17 protein-coding genes are annotated in these 20,759 nt (G+C 67.4%); 13 read left to right on the top strand and 4 right to left on the bottom strand.

Annotation, left to right across the window (positions count from 1 at the left end; genetic code table 11):
* Positions 1-133 precede the first annotated feature (133 nt).
* From JCR33_RS13660 to JCR33_RS13605, 12 genes are all read left to right on the top strand, one after another.
* Complete coding sequence (locus tag JCR33_RS13660; protein WP_198882637.1) at positions 134-754, top strand: sulfotransferase family 2 domain-containing protein; 621 nt, start codon at positions 134-136, stop codon at positions 752-754.
* Positions 755-1,160: 406 nt separating this feature from the next.
* Complete coding sequence (locus JCR33_RS13655; RefSeq protein ID WP_198882636.1) at positions 1,161-2,489, top strand: UDP-glucose/GDP-mannose dehydrogenase family protein; 1,329 nt, start codon at positions 1,161-1,163, stop codon at positions 2,487-2,489.
* 427 nt (positions 2,490-2,916) lie between these two features.
* Positions 2,917-4,041 (top strand): ABC transporter ATP-binding protein, encoded by a 1,125-nt coding sequence (locus JCR33_RS13650; RefSeq protein ID WP_198882635.1) that lies wholly within the window; start codon positions 2,917-2,919, stop codon positions 4,039-4,041.
* Complete coding sequence (locus JCR33_RS13645) at positions 4,038-5,138, top strand: ABC transporter ATP-binding protein (protein ID WP_198882634.1); 1,101 nt, start codon at positions 4,038-4,040, stop codon at positions 5,136-5,138. Before JCR33_RS13650 ends, JCR33_RS13645 begins: the two co-directional genes overlap by 4 nt.
* A 73-nt stretch (positions 5,139-5,211) precedes the next feature.
* Positions 5,212-6,624: an extracellular solute-binding protein gene (locus JCR33_RS13640; RefSeq protein ID WP_198882633.1), complete on the top strand. Its 1,413-nt coding sequence runs from the start codon at positions 5,212-5,214 to the stop codon at positions 6,622-6,624.
* Between the two features lie 76 nt (positions 6,625-6,700).
* Positions 6,701-7,636, top strand: a complete 936-nt coding sequence (locus JCR33_RS13635) for a carbohydrate ABC transporter permease (protein ID WP_198882632.1) — start codon at positions 6,701-6,703, stop codon at positions 7,634-7,636.
* A gap of 16 nt (positions 7,637-7,652) precedes the next feature.
* Positions 7,653-8,513, top strand: a complete 861-nt coding sequence (locus JCR33_RS13630) for a carbohydrate ABC transporter permease (RefSeq protein WP_198882631.1) — start codon at positions 7,653-7,655, stop codon at positions 8,511-8,513.
* Between the two features lie 4 nt (positions 8,514-8,517).
* A complete protein-coding gene (locus tag JCR33_RS13625) occupies positions 8,518-9,456 on the top strand; it encodes an acetamidase/formamidase family protein (protein ID WP_198882630.1) in 939 nt (312 codons plus the stop codon).
* A gap of 85 nt (positions 9,457-9,541) precedes the next feature.
* Positions 9,542-10,288: an alpha/beta fold hydrolase gene (locus JCR33_RS13620; RefSeq protein WP_198882629.1), complete on the top strand. Its 747-nt coding sequence runs from the start codon at positions 9,542-9,544 to the stop codon at positions 10,286-10,288.
* A gap of 188 nt (positions 10,289-10,476) precedes the next feature.
* The gene (locus JCR33_RS13615) at positions 10,477-12,816 is read left to right on the top strand and encodes a xanthine dehydrogenase family protein molybdopterin-binding subunit (protein WP_211110281.1); all 2,340 of its coding nucleotides are present in this window, start codon (positions 10,477-10,479) and stop codon (positions 12,814-12,816) included.
* Complete coding sequence (locus tag JCR33_RS13610) at positions 12,813-13,607, top strand: FAD binding domain-containing protein (protein WP_198882628.1); 795 nt, start codon at positions 12,813-12,815, stop codon at positions 13,605-13,607. The genes JCR33_RS13615 and JCR33_RS13610 overlap by 4 nt, the downstream gene beginning before the upstream one ends.
* A complete protein-coding gene (locus tag JCR33_RS13605) occupies positions 13,604-14,740 on the top strand; it encodes a xanthine dehydrogenase family Fe-S subunit (RefSeq protein WP_198882627.1) in 1,137 nt (378 codons plus the stop codon). The genes JCR33_RS13610 and JCR33_RS13605 overlap by 4 nt, the downstream gene beginning before the upstream one ends.
* A 53-nt stretch (positions 14,741-14,793) precedes the next feature.
* On the opposite strand, the gene JCR33_RS13600 is transcribed toward JCR33_RS13605, so the two are convergent.
* From JCR33_RS13600 to JCR33_RS13585, 4 genes are all read right to left on the bottom strand, one after another.
* Positions 14,794-15,879 (bottom strand): hypothetical protein, encoded by a 1,086-nt coding sequence (locus JCR33_RS13600; RefSeq protein ID WP_198882626.1) that lies wholly within the window; start codon positions 15,877-15,879, stop codon positions 14,794-14,796.
* A 13-nt stretch (positions 15,880-15,892) separates the two neighbouring features.
* Positions 15,893-17,029 carry a M24 family metallopeptidase gene (locus JCR33_RS13595; RefSeq protein WP_198882625.1) on the bottom strand — a complete coding sequence of 379 codons (1,137 nt, stop codon included), beginning with the start codon at positions 17,027-17,029 and terminating at the stop codon, positions 15,893-15,895.
* 10 nt (positions 17,030-17,039) lie between these two features.
* Positions 17,040-18,200 carry a mandelate racemase/muconate lactonizing enzyme family protein gene (locus JCR33_RS13590; RefSeq protein WP_198882624.1) on the bottom strand — a complete coding sequence of 387 codons (1,161 nt, stop codon included), beginning with the start codon at positions 18,198-18,200 and terminating at the stop codon, positions 17,040-17,042.
* Between the two features lie 101 nt (positions 18,201-18,301).
* Positions 18,302-19,441, bottom strand: a complete 1,140-nt coding sequence (locus tag JCR33_RS13585; RefSeq protein ID WP_211110280.1) for an alpha-hydroxy acid oxidase — start codon at positions 19,439-19,441, stop codon at positions 18,302-18,304.
* Between the two features lie 94 nt (positions 19,442-19,535).
* On the opposite strand from JCR33_RS13585, the gene JCR33_RS13580 reads away from it, so the two are divergent.
* Positions 19,536-20,744: a citrate synthase gene (locus JCR33_RS13580; RefSeq protein ID WP_198882622.1), complete on the top strand. Its 1,209-nt coding sequence runs from the start codon at positions 19,536-19,538 to the stop codon at positions 20,742-20,744.
* The last annotated feature ends 15 nt before the right edge of the window (positions 20,745-20,759 follow it).

Genomic DNA, 20,759 nt, shown 5'->3' with positions numbered 1-20,759 from the left:
AGCATCGTCGTAGAATCAGAACCGCTCCTGAAATTGTGGATAGCAAGTTCAAGAGGTAGTTTTAACTTGCTCCGATAAGGGATTTTCATTCAGAAACTAAGCGCAAGTTCTTGAATGGAGATAGAATCATCAGATGCTGTCACGCTTTCATCAAACTATCTTTGTTCACATCCCAAAGACAGCAGGACAAAGTATTGAAGTAGCATTTTTGAATTCTCTCGGTTTAAATTGGCAGAATCGCGCCCCATTACTACTTCGATACAACCCAGATAGGAATTTCGGCCCAGAACGCCTTGCTCACATGTTCGCTTGGGAATATTATTTTTTTTCTTATGTTTCATTTTATGAATTTAGTCAATTCTTTAAATTTTCTATAGTTAGAAATCCGTATGATAGAGCTATTTCTGAATTTAATTTCAGAAAAAACCACAATTGCACAAGTATTTCTGAATATATATCTAATATTAAAGATGACATGTATAGTGACTATTGGCGACATATCTGCCCTCAACACTATTTTCTTATGGATAAATTTAAAGAAAAAATTATTGTTGATAAATTAATCAAATACGAAGATCTTAAATCGGAATGGAATTCTCTTTCAAAAAAAATATTTAATATAAACGCCCCACTGCCTCATATAAACAAGTCACGTAATAATCTAAATTTCAAATCTCTTTCTCGAGAAGACATAGAATTTATAAATGATAAATATCAAATCGATTTTAAATATTTTGGATATGCGATGAAATAGTATATTTGTATTATTAATATATTCTTACATTTACCTCTAAAATATACCTTTCCCTAGAGGTAAATTGACAATTCTTATGCTATATTTAGCCAAAAATCAAATAAATCTATGCGGAAATTCCTTTGCTATCCTTGTGCTTTCTTTTTATTCATTCCAAATCAGAGTCGAGGAAGATTATATTTCTACCTACTGCGCTGCACCTTACACATCATCATACATCCTGACCGGCTATACCCGACGTGCGCACCGACATATATAAGCCAGCGCCGCTCGGCGCAGGCGCGACCTATCCGGAAGGATACAGATGATGTTCCAATGATGCGGCGGACTGTTCTTCCTGAAGCATGAATTAAAGCGACAGGTCTCGTACCCTCCTCTCGTCAGCTTCCTGACATGGAGGATAGATATGAACATCGTTACAACGCCTCATACCTATATCGCGGCCGAACTCTTCGCAGATCTTCCCGCGATTGCGGTGATCGGCCTCGGGCGCGTCGGCGCGGTGTCCGCCGCCTGCCTCGCGAGCCTCGGCCATCGGGTGATGGCCGTCGACTGCAACGTCGCCAAGATCGCCAGCTTCACCCACGGCCATGCCAGCTTCTACGAGCCCTCCCTCGACGCGCTCCTCGGCGAGGGCATCGCCGCCGGCCGGATCGACACCACCACCGTCATCGCCGACGCGGTGGCCGACACCGACGTCACGATCATCGCCATCGGCACTCCGCTGCGCGACGACGGGGGCTACGACGGCGGGCCGATCCGCGCCGTCGCCCGCGAGATCGGCATCGGCCTGCGCGAGACCGCCGGCTTCCACGTGATCGCCCTGCGCAGCGCCGTGCCGCGAGGCACCACGGAAGCGATCATCGTTCCCGCAATCGAGCGAGCCTCCGGCAAGCGCGCCGGGGTGGACTTCGGGATCTGCGTGATGCCGGACTTCATGGTCTGCGGCAAGGCGGTGGAGAGCATGCTGCGCCCGTTCGAGACCGTCATCGGCGTGAGCGACCCGCGCAGCGAGCAGATCATGCGCCGGCTCTTCTCCGCCATCGATACGACGCCGATGATCACGAGCCTCGACGCGGCCGAATCGATGCGCGAGGCGACCGCCGAGTGGTTCACCAAGGTCCCGGCCGCGCACTCGTCGACAACGCCGGCGGAAGGGCCGCCGGCGCGCCCCCTGACGGCCGTCCTCGCCGCCTATCTCAGCCCGAGCGTGTCGCCGCCGCCCCATCTCGCCCCCTCGCACGAGGACTGCGCCAACGGCTGCGACCTCTACGACACGCTCGTTCCGCTCAGCGAGGTGCGGCTTCTCGACGTGATCGCGGAAGTGAAGGCCGCCCGCCCGCGCAAGGTCGCGGTGCTCGGGCTCGACTTCGCCAATCGGCTCGACGACCTCAGGATGGCGGCGGTTCTCGACATCATCGCCGAACTGCGCGGTGCCGGCATTCTCGTTGCAGCGCACGACCCCGCGGTGACCGACACGCGTGCCCTCGCGCGGGAAATCGCGGTGATGAAGCACTCGAGCCGCGACCTGCGCGCCCTCGCCTTCGTGCTCGACGAGATCATCCGGCCGACCGCCGCGGACGCGCTCTGCGACGTCGACATGATCATCCTCGCCCGCGAGACCGAGGCGACGCGATCGCTCATCGAGGCAAGGCCCCAGATCCGCGTGGTGGACCTTGCCCCCGCTCTCCCCGGCCCCGCGACCGGGTTGACCGAGCTCCGGGCCGCCGCCTAAGGTGGCGTGCCCGCGGGCCGCTGCGCGCCCGCCACCGATACAATCACCAGTTAACGAGCACCATCTGCGCAATCGCGCGGCACGCTCGACGCCGCCGTCGTCAGACCGGCTGCCCGTCCCCCGTCCGGCGATGGTGGGGCGTCTCGTCACACCCATGTCGCCGCAGATCCCGTGCGCCGCGCCGTTGCGCCCGCCCCCATCGCATTCGACCACGCCCTCCGCTGTCCCCTCGACCGTTGGCAACGGACTTGCATTTGCGCTCGGCAAACGGCGAGACGTCGCCATTCCCTGTCACTCAGGCCGAGACCGGCCGCGGAGCTCCGGAGCCCTGCGAGCTTCCCGATACACCCCGAATAGGTCGGACTATGGTACCACCATCACATAGAACCATGCTCGCCTCGCCTGGGCAGCGGACCGAAGGCGAGCGATGAGCATCTTTCTCAACGGGGTATCGAAGACCTATGGCGGCGAGGTCGTCGCGGTGCGCGAGCTCGACCTCAAGTGCCCGACCGGCCAGATGCTGGCGCTGCTCGGCCCGTCGGGCTGCGGCAAGAGCACCACGCTCAAGATGATCGCCGGCATCGAAGAGGTGACGACGGGCGAGATCTGGTTCGGCGATCGCCCCGTCTCGGCGCTGCCGCCGGGGGCGCGCAACATCGCCATGGTGTTCGAGGACTATGCCCTCTACGCCCACCTCTCCGTTTTCGAGAACATCGCCTTTCCGCTGCGCCTGCGTCATCTGCCGAAGAGGGTGATCGAGGAGCGGGTGGAGGGAATGCTCGACCTCCTGCGCCTCGGCGACATCCGCGACGAGAAGGTGCGCAAGCTCTCCGGCGGCGCCCAGCAGCGCGTCGCCATCGGCCGCGCCCTGGTGCGCGACCCGGACGTGATCCTGTTCGACGAGCCGCTGAGCCATCTCGACGCTGATCAGAAGGTGCAGCTGCGCACCGAGATCAAGCGGCTGCAGCAGACCCAGGGCCTCACCTCGATCCTCGTGACCCACGACCAGACCGAGGCGATCGCGATGTCCGACGCCATCGCGGTGATGGACCACGGGGTGCTCCAGCAGGTGGGCTCGCCGCAGGAGCTCTACGAGACGCCGGCGAACACCTTCGTCGCCACCTTCATCGGCGAGCCGCCGATGAACCTCCTGCCGGCCCGCCTCGCCCGCAAGAGCGACGTGCTGTTCCTCGAAGGCACCGGTTTCACCCTTCCCCTTTCGGCGCAAAAGGGCGCCGCCCTCACGGCGACCAACACCACCGACGTCATCATGGGGCTGCGGCCGGAGCACATCGCCCTCGCCCCCGAGACGCCCCTCGAGCATCAGGCGGTGATGCGTGGCGAGGTGTTCTTCCGCGAGCACCGTGGCGATACCGACGTGCTCCTCGTCGACATCGCCGCGGACGGGACGACCGCGCGCGTGTCGGCCGACATCGCCGGTCCGACGGCGCTGCGCGAGGGCGCGTCTGTCGCCCTCGCCTTCGACGACCGCCGCCTCAGCCTGTTCGACGCCGAGACCGGCACCAACCTCCTGACCGCGAGGGCGGCATGACGAGCGGCCTCCATCTCCAGTCCATCGCCAAGGACTTTCTCGGCACCCGCGTGCTGCACGACATCTCGCTCGCGGTGACGCCGGGCGAGATCCTCGCCATCACCGGCCCGTCCGGCGCCGGCAAGACCACCACGTGCCGCCTCGTCTCCGGCCTCGAGATGCCGGACGAGGGCGAGATCTTCCTCGGCGACACCCAGCTCACCGCGCTGCCGGCCTCCAAGCGGCACGTGGCGCACATGTTCGAGTCCTACGCGCTCTACCCGCACCTCAACGTGGCGCAGAACATCGCCTTTCCGCTCACCTCGCCCGCCCGCAACCGGCGCTACAAGCGGGCGGACGTGGAGGCGAAGGTGGTCGAGCTCACCCGTCTCACCCAGATCGAGCATCTGCGGCACCGCCTGCCCGGCGCGCTGTCGGGCGGCCAGAAACAGCGCGTTGCCCTCTGCCGCGCGCTGGCGCAGGACGCCGCCTGCTACCTCCTCGACGAGCCGATCTCCCACCTCGACGCCAAGCTGCGCAACGAGCTGCGCGGCCACATCCGCCGCCGCCAGACCAAGGTCGACGCCCCCACCCTGTGGTCGACGCCCGACGCCATGGAGGCCCTGTCGATCGGCGACCGCGTCGCCGTCCTCATCGACGGGCGGATCGAGCAGCTCGGCACGCCCGAGGAGATCTACTTCTCCCCCGCCACCACCTCCGTCGCCCGCCTCGTGGGCGACCCGGCCATGAACCTGCTGCCGGGCGCCGTCGCCGCGCGCGAGGGAGCGCTCTTCTTCGAGCGGGAGGGCGTGTCGCTGGCGCTGCCCCAGCCGATCGCCAAGCGCATCGAGCCGGTGATGGGGCACGGCCTCTATCTCGGCGTGCGCCCGAATGCCATGGACATTCGCGACGGCGGCGGGCCGGGCACCCTTCAGATGAGCGTCTACGCCTGGGAGCCCTTCGGCAAGTACGCCATCGTGACGGCCAAGCTCGGCGAGGATCTGGTGCGCATCAAGACCCATCGCACCGAGCGCTTCGCCGCGAACCAGCCGATCGCGGTGACCCTCGACCCGACCTCGCTCGTCGTCTTCGACGGCACCACCCGGCGGTCGCTCTGACCGCCTCCCCGCAACCCGTGTGCCGGCTCCGGGCGGCGCGCGCGACAACGACCCTCAAGAGAGAGAGCGACACATGAAGACCGTCATTTCCAGTCCGTTGCGGGACGTCCGAGCTTCGGCTTCGGCGCTCGCCGTTGGCGCCGCCCTCTATGGCGCCGCCGTCACGCCGGCCGCCGCGTGGTCCTACAAGGAGGCCGCCGAGCCCTACAAGGGCACCACCATCTCGATCCTCGACGAGGTGACGCCGCTGCAGGAGATCTTCGCCACGATCATCCCCCAGTTCACCGAAGAGACGGGCATCAAGGTGAACTACCAGCTCCTCAACCACTTCGAGGTGATCAACCGCGGCCAGGCCGACATGCTGTCGGGCCGTGGCGAGTATGACGCCGTGATGGCGCACGGCGTGCAGTACGGTCTGCTCCTCGACGCCGGCGTGATCGAGCCGATCGACGACATGATGGCCGACGCGGCGCTGATGAATCCCGATCTCGACCTGGACGACCTGATCAGCCCGGCCTTCGAGTCGCTGTCGAAGTTCGACGGCAAGCTCTACGGCTTCCTCCTGTGGAACTACAACATGGTCTACTGGGCGCGGCAGGATCTGCTCGGCAACGACGCCGAGAAGGCCGCGTTCGAGGAGAAGTACGGCTACCCCCTCGCCCCGGCGACGACGCTGTCGGAACTCTACGACATCTCCGAGTTCTTCACCCGCTCGGCCGGCGAGACGCTCGCTGGCGAGACGCTGGCGGACGACTTCTACGGCATCGTGCTCGAGGGCATCAACGGCGGCACCACCTATGCGCCGCTCTGGTACGTGTTCATCCGCAACCTCGGCGGCAACATCTTCGACGAGGCGGGCGTGCCCACCTTCGATACGCCGGAGGTGATCGAAGGCCTCAAGCAGTGGTCGGCGCTGTGGAAGTTCGCCCCTCCGGGCCAGGCCGAATACTCGCTGATCGACGTGCCGACCGTGATGGGCAACGGCATCGCCGCGCAGACCATCGCGTGGAGCGACTTCGTGCTCGGCATCGACCAGCCCGGCGCCTCGGCGCTCTCCGGCTCCTTCCTCTACGCCGCCCCTCCGGGCACCGGCGACGGCACCTACTCCTCGGCCGGCGAGCCCTCCGCCTACGTGATCAGCTCCGCCAGCAAGAACCCGGAAGCCACCTTCCTGTTCTTCCAGTGGGCCATCGACAAGATGACCCAGAAGACGTTCCTGTCGGGCGGCATCGGCGTGCCGATCCGCGACTCCTCCTGGGATCAGCTCATCACGCCGGACAACCGTCTCGCCCCCCTCTATGAGGCGATGAAGGGATCCCTGGAGGGCGTGACGGCGGCGCCGAAGGCCCCGCGCATGCTCGAGATCCTCGACGTCTTCAACCGCAACGCCCAGCAGGTCGGCCTCGGCCAGATGACGCCCGAAGAGGGCGCGAAGGCGATGCAGGCCGGCGTCTCCGCCATCTGCAACCCCTGCTTCCTGCAGTAAGCCCGCGACGGGCTCGGCCGGCGCTCCGCTCCGGGGCGCCGGCCGCCGCGTTGTCCAAAGCCACCGAAGTGATGCGATGACCGCCACCGACACTCCCCCCGCCGGCGCCGCCTCGGCCTCGCCTCCTCGCCTCGCCCACCATCGCGAGTCGCGGTGGTACCCCTACGCCCTCATCGCGCCGACGATGATCACCCTCACCGTGGTGGCGCTGATCCCGTTCCTCTACATGGGCTACATCAGCCTGCACGAGGCGCGATACGGGCAGCTGCGCGACTTCATCTGGTTCCAGAACTTCGCCACCCTGCTCGCCGACCCGCGCTTCTGGAACTCGATGTGGGTGGCGCTGGTGTTCGTCTGCATCGCGGTGCCGATCGAATTCATGCTCGGCCTCATCGGCGCGCTGCTGCTCAGCCAGAAGATCCGCTTCCGCAACGTCCTCATCCCCCTGCTGTTCATCCCCTCGATGATGGCGCCGATCATCGTCGGCCTCGTCTGGAAGACCATGCTCGCGGGATCCTGGGGCTTCGTCTCCTACAACATCCTCGAGAACTTCGGCATCCTGAAGGAAACCTCGATCTTCGCGTCTCCCGATCTGGCGCTCTACGGCATCATCTTCGTGGACATCTGGGAGTGGACGCCGTTCATGATGCTGACCTTCTTCGCCGGCATGCAGGCGCTTCCGGTGAACCCCTATTGGGCTGCCGCCGTCGACGGGGCCAATCCGGTGCAGATCTTCTTCAAGCTGACGCTGCCGATGCTGGCACCGCTGCTCTTCGTCATCGGCCTGTTGCGCCTCATCGACGCCTTCAAGGTCTACGACACCATCTTCATCCTCACCAACGGCGGGCCGGGCACGGCCACCGAGAGCCCGTCGGTGCTCGGCTATAAGTATACGTTCGACTTCTGGAACATCGGCCAGTCGTCGGCCCTCGCCGTGGTCATCTGGCTGATTTTCTTCATCTTCTGCAACATCTTCTATCAGGTCGCGAAGAAGCGGCTGAACGTCTTCTGACGGCGAGGGAATTCCCATGAACGCAACCGTCACCGCGCCGCTGCCGGCCCCCAAGACCAAGCCCAAGCGTCGCTACAGCCCGACCTTCACGCTGCTCGTGATCTGCTACGCGATCCTCATCCTGTTTCCGGTCTTCTGGATGTGGCTCCTCGCCTTCAAGCCGGAGACCGTCATGTTCGCGCGGCCGACGGTGTGGCTGTTCGAGCCGACCCTCGACCACTTCCGCTACCTGATCGACAACGGCTTCCACCACTATCTGATCAACTCGATCATCGTGTCGGGGCTGTCGACGCTGCTCGTGATCGTCCTCGGCACGCCCGCCGCCTACGCCTTCGCGCGCTACAAGATGAAGGGACGCGACGATCTCTTCCTCTTCGTGCTCGCCACGCGCATGGCGCCGCCGGTCTGCCTCGTCATCCCGTTCTATCTGATCTATTCGAAGCTCGGGATGCTCGACACCTATGCGGGCCTCGTCATCGTCTATCTGACGTTCAACCTGTCCTTCTACGTCTGGGTGCTGTCGAGCTTCTGCCGCGATCTGCCGCTGGAGCTCGAAGAGGCGGCGATGACCGACGGCTACTCGCGCCTCGGCGCCTTCCTCAAGGTGCTGCTGCCGCTGCTGCGCCCCGGCATCACCGCCACCGCCGTGCTGTGCTTCATCTTCGCGTGGAACGAGTTCATGTACGCCTTTCTCCTCGGCGGGCAGAATGTGAAGACGCTGCCGGTCGCGATCCCGAGCCTCATCACCACGCAAGGGGTGCGCTGGGGCGAGATGGCGATCATCGGCATGGTCGGCACGATCCCGGTGATGATCGTCGTCTTCGTGCTGCAGCGTCACATCGTGCGCGGCCTCACCATGGGTGCAGTGAAAGGATAGTCGGATGGCAGAGCATTATCTCGCGGCAATGCCGGAAACGGTGCACTGGGGCTACTTCGACCCCACCCGCGCGCCGCTTCTCAGGGTCGCCTCGGGCGACACCGTCACCATCGACACCCTGTCCGGCGAGCCGGCCGATATGCCGCACGGCCGGCCCGAGCTCGAGGTGCTGCCCGAGCATCTCGACGTCCACGCCCACGACGGCAAGAGCCTCGGCCCCCACTTCATGACCGGGCCGGTGTTCGTGGAAGGCGCCGAGCCGGGCGACGTGCTGGAGGTGCGCATCAAGCGCATCGTGCCGCGGCAGAACTGGGGGTGGACGCTCATCGCCCCCCTCCTCGGCACGCTGCCGGAGGACTTCCCCGAACACAAGATCGTCCACATCCCCATCGACATCGAGGCCGGCACCTGCACGCCACCGTGGGGCACGACGCTGGCGCTGAAGCCCTTCTTCGGCGTGATGGGCGTCGCCCCGCCGCCCGCATGGGGCCGCGTCTCCTCCGTCGAGCCACGCGAGCATGGCGGCAACATGGACAACAAGGAGCTCGTCGCGGGCACCACCCTCTATCTCCCCGTCTTCAACGAGGGCGCCCTCTTCTCCGTCGGCGACGGACACGGCGTGCAGGGCGACGGCGAGGTCTGCCTCACCGCGCTCGAGACCGCCCTTTCAGGCACCTTCGAGCTGATCGTGCGCAAGGACATGAGCCTCACCCGGCCGCGCGCCGAATCGGCGAGCGAGCTCATCACCATGGCCTTCGACCCCGATCTCGACGACGCGGCGAAGACGGCGCTGCGCGACATGATCGCCCTGCTCGCCAGCGAGCACGGGATGAGCCGGGAAGACGCCTACATGCTGTGCAGCCTCGCCGCCGACATGCGCGTGACGCAGCTCGTTGACGGCAACAAAGGCATTCATACGGTGCTGGCGAAGGCCGCCATCTGACGCCGTCCGGCGGGCGGGGCGGCGGCGCCCCGCCGCGCCCCCCCGATACCCGACCCCGACGGCCCGAGCCTTCCGGAGATCCTTCATGGCGACATTCGTTCTCGTGCACGGCTCCTTCCACGGCGCCTGGTGCTGGGAGAAGCTGATCCCCCATCTCGACGCCGCGGGCCACCGGGTCGTCGCCCCCAACCTGCCGGCGAGCGGCGACGATCCCGCGCCGCTCGAAGCGGCCGACCTCGCAAGCTACACCGCCCGCGTCGGCGAGGCGGTGGCGGCGGCGGGCGAGCCCGTCGTCCTCGTCGGCCATTCGATGGGCGGGCTCGTCTCCTCGAGCCTCGCCGAAGCGATGCCGGAGGCGCTCAAGGGCGTCGTCTACATCTGCGGGCTGATGCTCGCGGACGGCCAGTCGCTCGCAAGCTTCCTCGACGGTGCGGCGGCAAGCCTCGCGGTCGAGGATCTCGTCCTGAAGAACATGGAGGTCGCCGCCGACGGGCGCAGCGCCACCTTCCCCGAGGAGAAGGCGGCCGAGGTGTTCTACAACACCTCTACCACCGAGGACGCCGCCTGGGCCGCAGGCCATTTGCGGCCGCAGGCGACGAAGGTCTACGGTGAGCCACTGGCGCTGACGGCGGAACGGTTCGGCAGCGTCCGCCGCTTCTACGTGAAGGGACTGCGCGACAATGCCGTCTCGCCCACCTATCAGGACGCGATGATCGCCGCGACGCCGTGCGAGGCGGTGTTTCCGATGGATACCGACCATTCGCCCTTCCTGTCGGCCCCCGAGGCGCTGGCGGCGATCCTTCTCGACGTGGAGCAGCGCCTACGCCGATGACGCCCCTCTCCCATCGACCGGCCGAGCCCCTAAGATCGCCGCCGCACGGCGAGGCCTTCCGGAGGGACCGCCTTCCTTGAAGATCCTATCTGTGCGACGTTAGAACCACTTCGAAAGCTTCTTCAGCCTGGACAAGCGTTTAGGACCATGACTGTCTACAGGGCACGAGCCCGCGAGGACGCGGCGCAATGAGTGGCAAGGGTGTCGGCGCCTCGATCCGCCGCAAGGAGGACGACCGCCTGCTGCGCGGCCGCGGCCGGTTCATCGGCGACATGCGCTTCACCGGGCAGGTGGAGGTCGCCTTCGTCCGCAGCCCCGTCGCCCACGGCCGCATCCGCTCCGTCACCGCCCCGGAGGAATTCCGGGACCACGTGTTCGCCATGGAGGACATGACGGGCTGCGACGGCATCCTCGCCAAGTGCGGCATCCCCGGCTTCAAGATCTCCAAGCAATTCCCCCTCGCCAAGGACAAGGTGCGCTTCGCCGGCGAGCCCGTCGCCATGGTCTACGCCGCGACGCGGGCCGAGGCGGAGGACATCGCCGCCACCGTATCGCTCGACATCGAGGAGCTGCCGGCGAACTACGACATGCGCGAGGCGATGAAGCCCGGCGCCCCGCTCGTCCACGACGAGTGGCCCGACAACGCCTTCCTGGAAGGCCTCGTCGACAAGAATTTCGACGCCATGGAAGAGGCCGCGATCAAGGTGTCGCGCACGGTGTCGACGAGCCGCCAGTGCATGGCACCCATCGAGGGCAAGGGCTGCATCGGCGTGTGGGACCGCCAGCTCGAACAGCTCCACCTGTGGACCGCCACGCAGATGCCGCACATCGTGCGCAACGGCCTCGCCGACACCTTGGGGATGGATCAGCGGCAGATCCGCGTCGTTGCGCCCGACGTCGGCGGCGGCTTCGGCTGGAAGGGCATGCTGCAGCCCGAGGAGGTGTGCGTCAGCTGGCTCGCGATGCACCTCGACCGGCCGGTGAAATATCTGGAGGACCGGCGCGAGCACCTCGTCGCCGCCTCCAACTGCCGCGAGCACCACTACGAGCTCACCGCCTACGCCACCGAGGACGGGCGGCTGTTGGGTCTCGACGCCGTCGCCCACGTCGATTCGGGCGCCTACTCCGTCTACCCCTTCTCCGCGTGCCTCGAAGCCGCGCAGGTGGGGTCGATTCTCCCCGGCCCCTACGATTTCGGCGCCTACCGCTGCAAGACCTACGCGGTGTGCACCAACAAGGCTCCGATCCTGCCCTATCGCGGCGTGGCGCGCACCGGCGTGTGCTTCGCCATGGAGCTGATGATCGACGCCGTCGCCCGCGCGGCCGGCCTCGATCCCATGGAGGTCCGCCGCATCAACCTCGTGAAGCCCGAGCAGATGCCCTTCCGCAACATCACCGGGAAGGACTTTGACATGGGCGACTATCCGGAGAGCCTGCGCCGCGCCGCCGAGATGATCGGGCACGACCGGATCCGCGAGCGCCAGAAGAGCGCGGAGGCCGACGGGCGCAAGGTCGGCCTCGGCTACAGCACCTATTGCGAGCAGGGCGCGCACGGCACGTCGGTCTATCACGGCTGGGGCATCCCGATGGTGCCGGGCTTCGAGCAGTCCCAGGTGCGGCTGACGCCCGACGGCACGCTGGAGGTGCGCGTCGGCAACCAGAGCCATGGCCAGTCGCTCGAGACCACCCTGGCGCAGGTCGCCAATGAGGTGCTCGGCGTCGACCCGGAGAAGGTGAACGTGATCCATGGCGACACCGCGATGTCGCCCTATTCCACGGGCACGTGGGGCTCGCGCTCGGCGGTGATGGTGGGCGGCGCGGTCGCCGCCTCGTGCGAGAAGCTCGCCGAGCGGGTGAAGCACATCGGCGCCCATCTCCTCCAGACGAGCCCCGACCACGTGAGGATCGGCGAGGGAGAGGTGCGCAGCGAGACGGGCGCGGTGACGCTCAAGGAGATCGCCGCCACCTGGTATCTGGCACCGCAGCATCTGCCCGGCGACGTCAACCCGGACGGGCTGGAGCTCACCGCCGGCTATCGCCCGAAGGTCGACACCGGCACCTTCTCCTATGCGACCCACGCCGCGCTCGTGGCGGTCGACACCGACACCGGCTTCGTCGAGATCCTCGATTACGTGGTGGTGGAGGACGGCGGCGTTCTCATCAACCCGATGGTGGTCGACGGCCAGATCTACGGCGGCACCGCCCAGGGGATCGGCACCGCCCTCTACGAGGAGATGCCGTTCGATAAGAACGGCCAGCCCCTCGCCTCGACCCTCGCCGACTACATCCTGCCCGGCGCCGGCGAGGTGCCCGCGGTGCGCGTCGGTCACATGGAGACCCCCTCCCCCAACACGCGCTTCGGCCAGAAGGGCATCGGCGAGGGCGGCGCCATCGCCCCGCCCGCGGCGATCGCCAACGCGATCAACGACGCGCTGAAGGAGAGCGGCGTGGAGATGACGGTGTCGCCGATCACGCCGCACCGTCTGCTCTCGGCCATCATGGCGGCGGAGACGGAGGCCGCCCGATGAAGGCCGGCCGCTTCGATCTCCTCCTCGCCAAGGACGTCGGCGAGGCGGTCAAGGCGCTGCAGACGGAGGACGCCAAGGCGGCGAGCGGTTTCCAGTCGCTCGGCCCGATGCTGAACCTGCGCCTCGCCCAGCCCCGGCTGATCGTCAATCTCACCCGCATCCCGGAGCTGTCGGCGGTGGAGGAGACGGCCGACATGGTGGTCTACGGCGCCGCCGTCACCCACGCGGCCATCGAGGACGGCAGGGTGCCCGACGCGGCGGGCGGCGCTCTTGCCCGCGTTGCGAGCGGCATCGCCTACCGCGCGGTGCGCAATCGCGGCACCATCGGCGGCAGCCTCGCCCACGCCGACCCCGCCGCCGACTGGCCCACCGCCCTCACCGCGCTCGGCGCCAAGGTGCGCGTCGCCGGCCCCCGCGGCGTGCGGCGCGCACCCGTCGCAGGCTTCGTGCGGGGCGCCTTCGCCCCGGCGCTCGGCGAGGGCGAGGTGATCGTCGCCGTGGAGGTGCCCAAGGCGTCCGCCGCCGCCCGCTTCGGCTACGTGAAGTTCTGCCGCAAGGTGGGCGAGTTCGCCGAGGCGATGGCCGCCGCCTTCCACGACCCCGACACCGGCGTCACCCGCCTCGCCGTGGGCGCCACCGAGGCACCGCCGCAGCTCCTCGAGGGCGACTTCGCCGACCTCGACGCCCGCCTCGCCACCCTCGATCTCGGCGCCGATCCGGTGCGCCAGCGCCTCCACAGGACCGCCGCCCGCCGCGCGATGGCCGAGGCGACGACAGGAATTGCCGCATGACGCTCGTCAACCTCACCGTGAACGGCGCGCCCGTCTCCTGCGAGGTGGAGCCGCGCACGCACCTCGCCGACTTCCTGCGGGAGCAGCAGCTCCTGACCGGTACCCACATCGGCTGCGAGCACGGCATCTGCGGCGCCTGCACCGTGCTCATCGACGGCGTGCCGGCGCGCTCCTGCATCACCTTTCCGGCGACGCTCGAGGGCGCCGAGATCACCACCATCGAGGGGATCGACGCCGACCCGGTGGCGGTCAAGCTGCGCGAGGCCTTCTCCCGCGAGCACGCGCTGCAGTGCGGCTACTGCACGCCGGGCATGATGATGATGGCGCGCGACATCGTCATGCGCCTGCCCGGGGCGGACGCGGCCACCATCCGCAAGGAGCTCGCCGGCAACCTGTGCCGCTGCACCGGCTATGTGGGCATCGTGAAGGCGATCGAGGCGACCTGCGCCGAGGCCGCCGCCAACGATCCCGTGACCCTCGCCCCGCTCGTGAGCCCCGCTCGCCCGCTCGCGGTGACGCTCGCCGACGAGGCGGGCCCCGCCTCCACCGCGCGCCTCGAGCCGATCACCTTCGAGGAGGCGGAGAACGGGGCGACGCGCATCAACCAGGCCTTCACCGTGGCCTTTCCGCGGGCCCGCGTGTGGGCCTTCTTCGAGGATCCGCGCAAGGTCGTCGCCGCGATGCCGGGCGCGCACCTCACCGCGCTGTCGGACGACCATTTCGAGGGCGAGATGCGCATTCGCCTCGGCCCGATGGGCGCCCGCTTCGCCGGCGAGGGCGAGATCGCGAACGACGCCGCCACCCACACCGGCACCATCACCGGGCGCGGCACCGACCAGGGCAGCGCCACCCGCGCGTCGGGCCGCGTGGTCTACACGCTGAGCGAGCCTGCGCCGGGCACGACGCGCGTTTCGGTGGCGGTGGAATATATGCTCGTGGGCGCGCTGGCGCAGGTGAGCCGCGGCGGCATCGCCCGCGACCTCGCCGCCCGCCTCACCCGCGCCTTCGCCGAGAATCTCGACGCCGCCCTCGCCGGCCGCACCCCGGCCGAAGGCGCCGGCGAACTGAGCGCGGGCGCCCTCCTCCTGTCCGCCGTCAAGGACTGGCTGAGCCGCCTCTTCCGGCGAGGCTGACGTCGCCCCACCCCGCCGGCGAGCCTTGAGGCGACCCGCCGGGCCGGACGCGATCAGCCGCCGAGCCGTTCCCGCAGCGCCGTGACCGCGGCAAAGGCGTCCTCGAGGTCGGCGGCGGCGAAGCCCTCGGCGATCTCGACGCTGTGCTCGGCGAGGGCCGCCCGCGCGTTCGCCGAGTAGGTGACGCGCCCGTCGCGCACCGACACGCCGTCGGCCTCCTCGAACTGCCGGTTCCAGGCGATCGCTTCCGCTTCGGAAAGCCCCGGCGGCAGGTCGAGACGGAGGCCCGTCTCGTCGACCGTCGCCGGATAGCCGCCCGGGAGGCCATAGGGGCCTGGCACGTGGCAGCGCCGCGCCCCCTCCCCGGCGAGAGCGAGGAGCACCGGCACGGCGCTCGCCGCCGAGATCAGATTGAGATCGCGGTAGGGAAGCTGGATGTCGAGGGTCATGGCGTTGATGCCCTCAAGCTCCTTTGCTCCACACCAGGCGCGCACCGGCGCGCCCGCCCGCTCCGGCCCCGGCTTGCGCCACTCGACCAGATGGCGGTGGTGGGCGAGCACGCGGAAGTCCGCAAGGTCTTCGGCGGGGAGACGGCCACCGATGAGGCCCGGGAAGATCCCGATATTGCCGACACCGGTGGTGATCGGAAGGCCCGCCGCCTCGAGGAGTGGGTTCACCCCGTCCGGGTAGCAGGTATTGACGAAATGGCAGCGATCGCCGAGGAGGCGGACCGCTTCCGCCGCCCGCCAGGCGAGCATCGCGTTGAAGGCGATGGTGGTGCCGAAGCCGGCACGGGCCACGAGGTGGCTCCACGCGCTGTCGCCGATGTCCACCTTCCACGGCGACTGGAGCGACGCCGCCTGCACCACCACCTTCGGCCGCAGCGCACCGATCGCCTCGGCGAGCGTCTCTGCCGACGTGAAGTCGACCTCCCGCCAGTCGAAGCGGATCGGCGTGTCGTGGATGACGGCGCGCGAGCGGCAGGCGTCGACGAGCCATCCCATGCGCGCCGCGTTGCGCCCGCCCACCACCACGCGCAGCGGTGTCGTCGCGGTGGCGGAAAGGTCCGTCAGCATCACCTCGGCGAAGAAGCCGGTGCCGAGAAGGAGGATGTCGCAGGCCGGTGGCTGCTGTGTCATGGCGCTTAGCCCCTCAGGCGATGCGGATCATGGTGTCGGTATCGGCCTTGTCCGACAGGAGGACGGAGCCGTTCGCGGTGACGTGCAGCACGTCCTTGTTCTGGACGCCGAAGCCGTAGCCGGTGCGGTAGCAGAGCGGCTCGAAGCCGAGCACCATGTCCGCCTCGATCGTGGCATCGCCGGCCGGCGAGCCGAGGATCGGCGTCGCCCCGATATAAGGGTCCTCGTGAAGGTGCAGGCCGATGCCATGGCCGACGAACGAGATGGGCGGCAGGTTCATCGTCGCCAGGCGGCGGATGAAGTCGTTGTAGACGGCGAGGCAGCTCGCGCCGGGGCGGATCTGGTCGAGGATCGCGTACTTGCACTCGACCATCAGCTTCCAGATCTCCTCCGCCATCGGCGGCGGCTCCTGCACGTAGGCGGTGCGGCAGACGCCCGCCTGATAGCCCGCGATGACGGCGAAGATCTCGACCCGGCAGACGTCGCCCCGCTGCAGGATACGCAGCGAGGGACCGACATTGGGCAGCTGGCTGCGCTCGCCGGTCGCCACGATGAGCAGCTTGAAGTCCTCGGCGCCGAGCTCGTAGATCCGCCGCGTCAGCACCGCGGCGATGTCCATTTCGGTGTCGCCGGCCTTCACCGCGGCGAAGCTGTCGCAGATCGCCTCGTCGGCGATGCGCGCGAGGCGGTGGATGAGGGCGACCTCGTCCGGCGTCTTGATCTGGCGCAGCAGCGCGATGTCCTTCTCCACCGGCACGAAGCGCGCGTCGGGCATGAACCCCACGAGGCGGGCGTAGTCGCCGGCCGGGAGATAATCGAACTCGAGGCCGATCGATGCGGCGGCAAGGCCCAGCCCCTTGAGCGTCTCGGCGAGCACCTCCATCGGGTCGTCGTGGAACTCGCGCCAGACCGAGAGCGGCGTCTCGGGCAGCTTCCCGCGAACGGTGCTCTCCTCCATGTCCACCGCGAACACGGCCTCTTCGCCCGACGCGGTCACGATCGCCATCGCGTGGCGGTGCCGGATCAACGGCTGCGTCGGCACGACGAAGCCCGTGAGATAGGCGAAATTCTCCGGCGAGCTCGTGACGATCGCGTCGAGCCCCTTGCGGGCCAGGAGCCCCGTCATCCGCTCCACAATTGGCGTGCGCATCGGCGGCTCCTCAGAGATTGATCCGGTATTTCGCGACCTTGGCCTCGTCCACCGCGATCCCCATGCCGGGGCCGGTGGGAACGCGCACCCCGCCGTCGGCGAACGTCATCGGCTCGGCGAGAAGGTCGTCGGCGTAGTAGATGCCGCCGATCCGCCCGTTGAGGTGCTCGGCCGGCACCGACACGGGAATGACGTTCGACAAGACGGCGGCGGGCGCCGCGGCGGCGAGATGCACGTTGGCGAGGTTGCCGACGCCGGTCTCCACGGAGCCGTTGACGTTGCAGATGATGCCGGCCGCCTCGCACACGGCCGAGACCTGCATGGCCTTATAAAGGCCGCCGGGCTTCGTCGTGTAGATCGAGACGATCTGGGCGGCCTTCTGCGCCACGATCTGGATCACGTCGTGGGCGTTCCACGCCGACTCGTCGGCCATCACGGGAATGTCGATCGCTTCGGCGACGCGGGCGATCCGCTCGATCCCCATCACCGGCTGCTCGACGTAGATGAGGCCGCACTCTTCGATGCGCCGAATGGTCTGGATCGCCTGGCCGGGCGTCTTGTAGCCCTCGTTGGCGTCGACGCAGAGATTGACGTCGGGGCCGACGGCCTCGCGGATCGCGGTGACGATGGCGACGTCGCGGTCGGGATCGACGCCGACCTTGATCTTGATGGTGCGGATGCCGTCCGCCACCACCTGCTTCACCTCCGAGACGGCCTCGTCGACGCCGAGAAGGCCGATGGAGTGGGTGACGGCGACGTTCTCGCGCAGGAGCCCACCGAGGAGCGCGTGCACCGGCAGTCCGAGCACCTTTCCGGTCAGGTCGTAGTAGGCGAAGTCGAGCGCCGCCTTGGCGTAGGGATAGCCCTTCACCATGGCGTCCATCCGCCGGTGGAGCTCCGCCGGGCGCGCGATCTCGAGACCCTCGATGGTCGGCGCGAGATAGCGCTCGATGACGAGCTCCACGACCGCGGCACTCTCGCCGAAGTAGCGGCCGAACTCGCCGCCCCAATCCTTCAGCGCAGGCGCCTCGCCCCAGCCCACCGAACCGTCGCTGCCGGTCATCTTCACCAGGAGATACTGGCCGATGGGCTCGGTCAGTCCGGTCCATTTGTGCACCCGCCGGGTGGGGAGGCGGACCAGCATTGTTTCGATGGATGCGATTTGGACCATCAGTGGCTCATTCCGATTATGTGATCACTTATTGTGATGACATATGATTGGACGTCAAGATGCCGCGAGCGACCCGCGGCATCGTCGAGGCGGAAAGTGGGCTAGAGGCGCCGGACGGCGGTGTGGTCGAGCGCGTCGAGCGAGGCCCAGCCGCCGATCGTCATGGCGTTGACGAGCTCGGCGCGGATGATGTCGAGGACGGCCTCAACGCCGGCCTGGCCGTTCACGGCGAGGCCCCAGAGGTGGCTGCGACCGATGACGCAGGCGGTCGCCCCGAGCGCGAGAGCCTTCATGACGTCGGTGCCTCGCCGCACGCCACCGTCGAGCAGGACGGGGACGCGGCCGGCGACGCGCTCGGCGACGCCCGGCAGGGCGTCGATGCTGGCGAGCGTGCCGTCGAGCTGACGGCCGCCGTGGTTGGAGATCTGGATGGCGTCGGCACCGCGCGCGATCGCCTCGTCGGCGTCGTCGGGATCGCAGATGCCCTTCACCACCAGCGGACCGTCCCAGTTGGTGCGCAGCCAGGAGAGATCGTCCCAGCCGACCGAGGGATCGAGCACGCTCGCGATGTAGGCGGCCATGTCGCTCATGCCGCCCGTCGCCCTCCCCTCGAAATTGCGCATCGAGAAGCGGCCGCTGCCGGCCATGCGCCGCCACCAGCGCCAATGGAAGGCCGCATCGAGGATCGTCGTCAGCCCGAGCGTCTGGTTGATGGTGAAGCCGTTGCGCTCGTCCCTCTCCCGCCGACCGTGGACCGGGCAGTCGGTCGTGACGCAGACGGCGGTGTAGCCGGCGGCCTTCGCCCGCTGGAGGAACTCGAGCGTCAAGCCGCGATCCTTGTAGAGAAAGAGCTGCAGCCACTTGGGACCGCTGCTCGCGGCGGCGATCTCCTCCATCGGAGCGAGCGAGCCGGCGCTCACCTCCATGATGATGCCGCGCGAGGCGGCCGCGGCGGCCGTCGCCTCCTCGCCGTGCGGCCACAGGAGCCCGCTCGCCCCGGTCGGCGCGGTGAGCACCGGCATCGAGCACGGCGTGCCGAGCAGGGTGAGGCTGGTGTCGATCTCGCTCGACGAGCGAAAGCTCCGGCCCCGCAGCCACCACGACGCGAAGCCCTCGCGATTGCGCGCCGAGGTCCGCTCATCGAGGGCGCCGCCGTCGACGAAGTCGTAGAGCATGCGCGGGAGGACGCGGCGCGCCATCGATCGATAGTCGTCCACGTTGACGGGCGCTCTGGCGGACAAGGCAACCTGCTTTCTACGCTTGATTTGATCACAAATTGTCATCACACTTATGGGGTGTCAATCCGGCACACGCGTTGATGTGGATCCGCATGCGATGGCGCCTGTCCCCCCGCGCGAGCCTCCCCTCCCCGCGCGCGAGCCGTACGTGTCGTCGGCGCTCGCCATCGAGATTCTCGGCGTGCGCAGCGCCACGCTCTACGCCTATGTGAGCCGTGGCCTGGTGCGCACGCGCACGGATCCGGCCGACCCGCGCAAGCGCACCTACAACCTGAAGGACCTCGAGGCGCTCGTGCGCCGCAAGCGGCTCGCGAAGCGCCCCAACGAGGCCGCCATCTCGGCGCTCGACTTCGGCCTGCCGGTGATGTCGTCGGAGATCTCCGCGATCGACGAGCGGCGCATCCTCTATCGGGGGCACGACATCGTGGCGTGGTCCGCCGGGGCGACGCTCGAGGAGACGGCGGCGCTGCTGTGGGACTGCACCGCCGACATCTTCGCCGCGCCACACGGGCCCGAGCCCGCCCCGCGCGTCGGCGCGCTGCGCGAGGGCCGGGTCGAGCGACGCTGTCTCGTGGCGATGGCGCGGCTCGCGGCGAACGCCCCGGCCGATCATCCGCATGCGCGGCAATCCGATCTCGCGGACGCGGCCGCGGTGCTTCGCACGATGCTCGCGGTCGTCTTGGGGCGGCGGGCGGACGCGCGGCCCGTCCACATGCAATTGAGCGAGCACTGGGGGCTCGGGGCCGACGCCGCCGATCTCTGCCGCCTCGCCCTCTCCCTCTCCGCCGACTACGAGCTCAACACGGCGACCTTCGGCGTGCGCGTCGTCGCCTCCACCGGCGCCTCGCTGGCCGCCTGCGTGTGCGCCGGCCTCGCCGCCTACGGCTCGCCGTTCCACGCCGGGCAGATGGCGCTGATCGAACGCGTGTTCGAGGAGGCCGAGACCGAAGATGACGCCGGCGCGCTCCGGGTGCGGCTGGAACGGAGCGAGGCGCCGCCCATCTTCGGTCTGCAGCTCCACGAGGACGGTGACCCGCGGGCCCGCGCGATCCTGGAGCGCCTGCCATCGGGCTCCCCTTGCCTCGCCGTCGTCGACGCCATGGCGGGGCATCTCGGCAAGCACCCGAACCTCAACATCGCGCTCGTCGCGATGCGGCGGACGCTCTCCCTCCCGCCCGACGCGGCCATCACGCTGTTTCTCCTCGGCCGCTGCGTCGGCTGGATCTCGCACGCATTGGAGCAGCAGGCGAGCGACCGCCCGATCCGCCCGCGCGCCCGCTACACCGGCCCGCAGAGCGACCTTTGACGCCCCATCGCGGCG

This window comes from Acuticoccus mangrovi (genome assembly GCF_016411865.1).
GTDB classification, from domain to species: domain Bacteria; phylum Pseudomonadota; class Alphaproteobacteria; order Rhizobiales; family Amorphaceae; genus Acuticoccus; species Acuticoccus mangrovi.
This window is presented reverse-complemented; position numbering and strand designations above follow the sequence as displayed.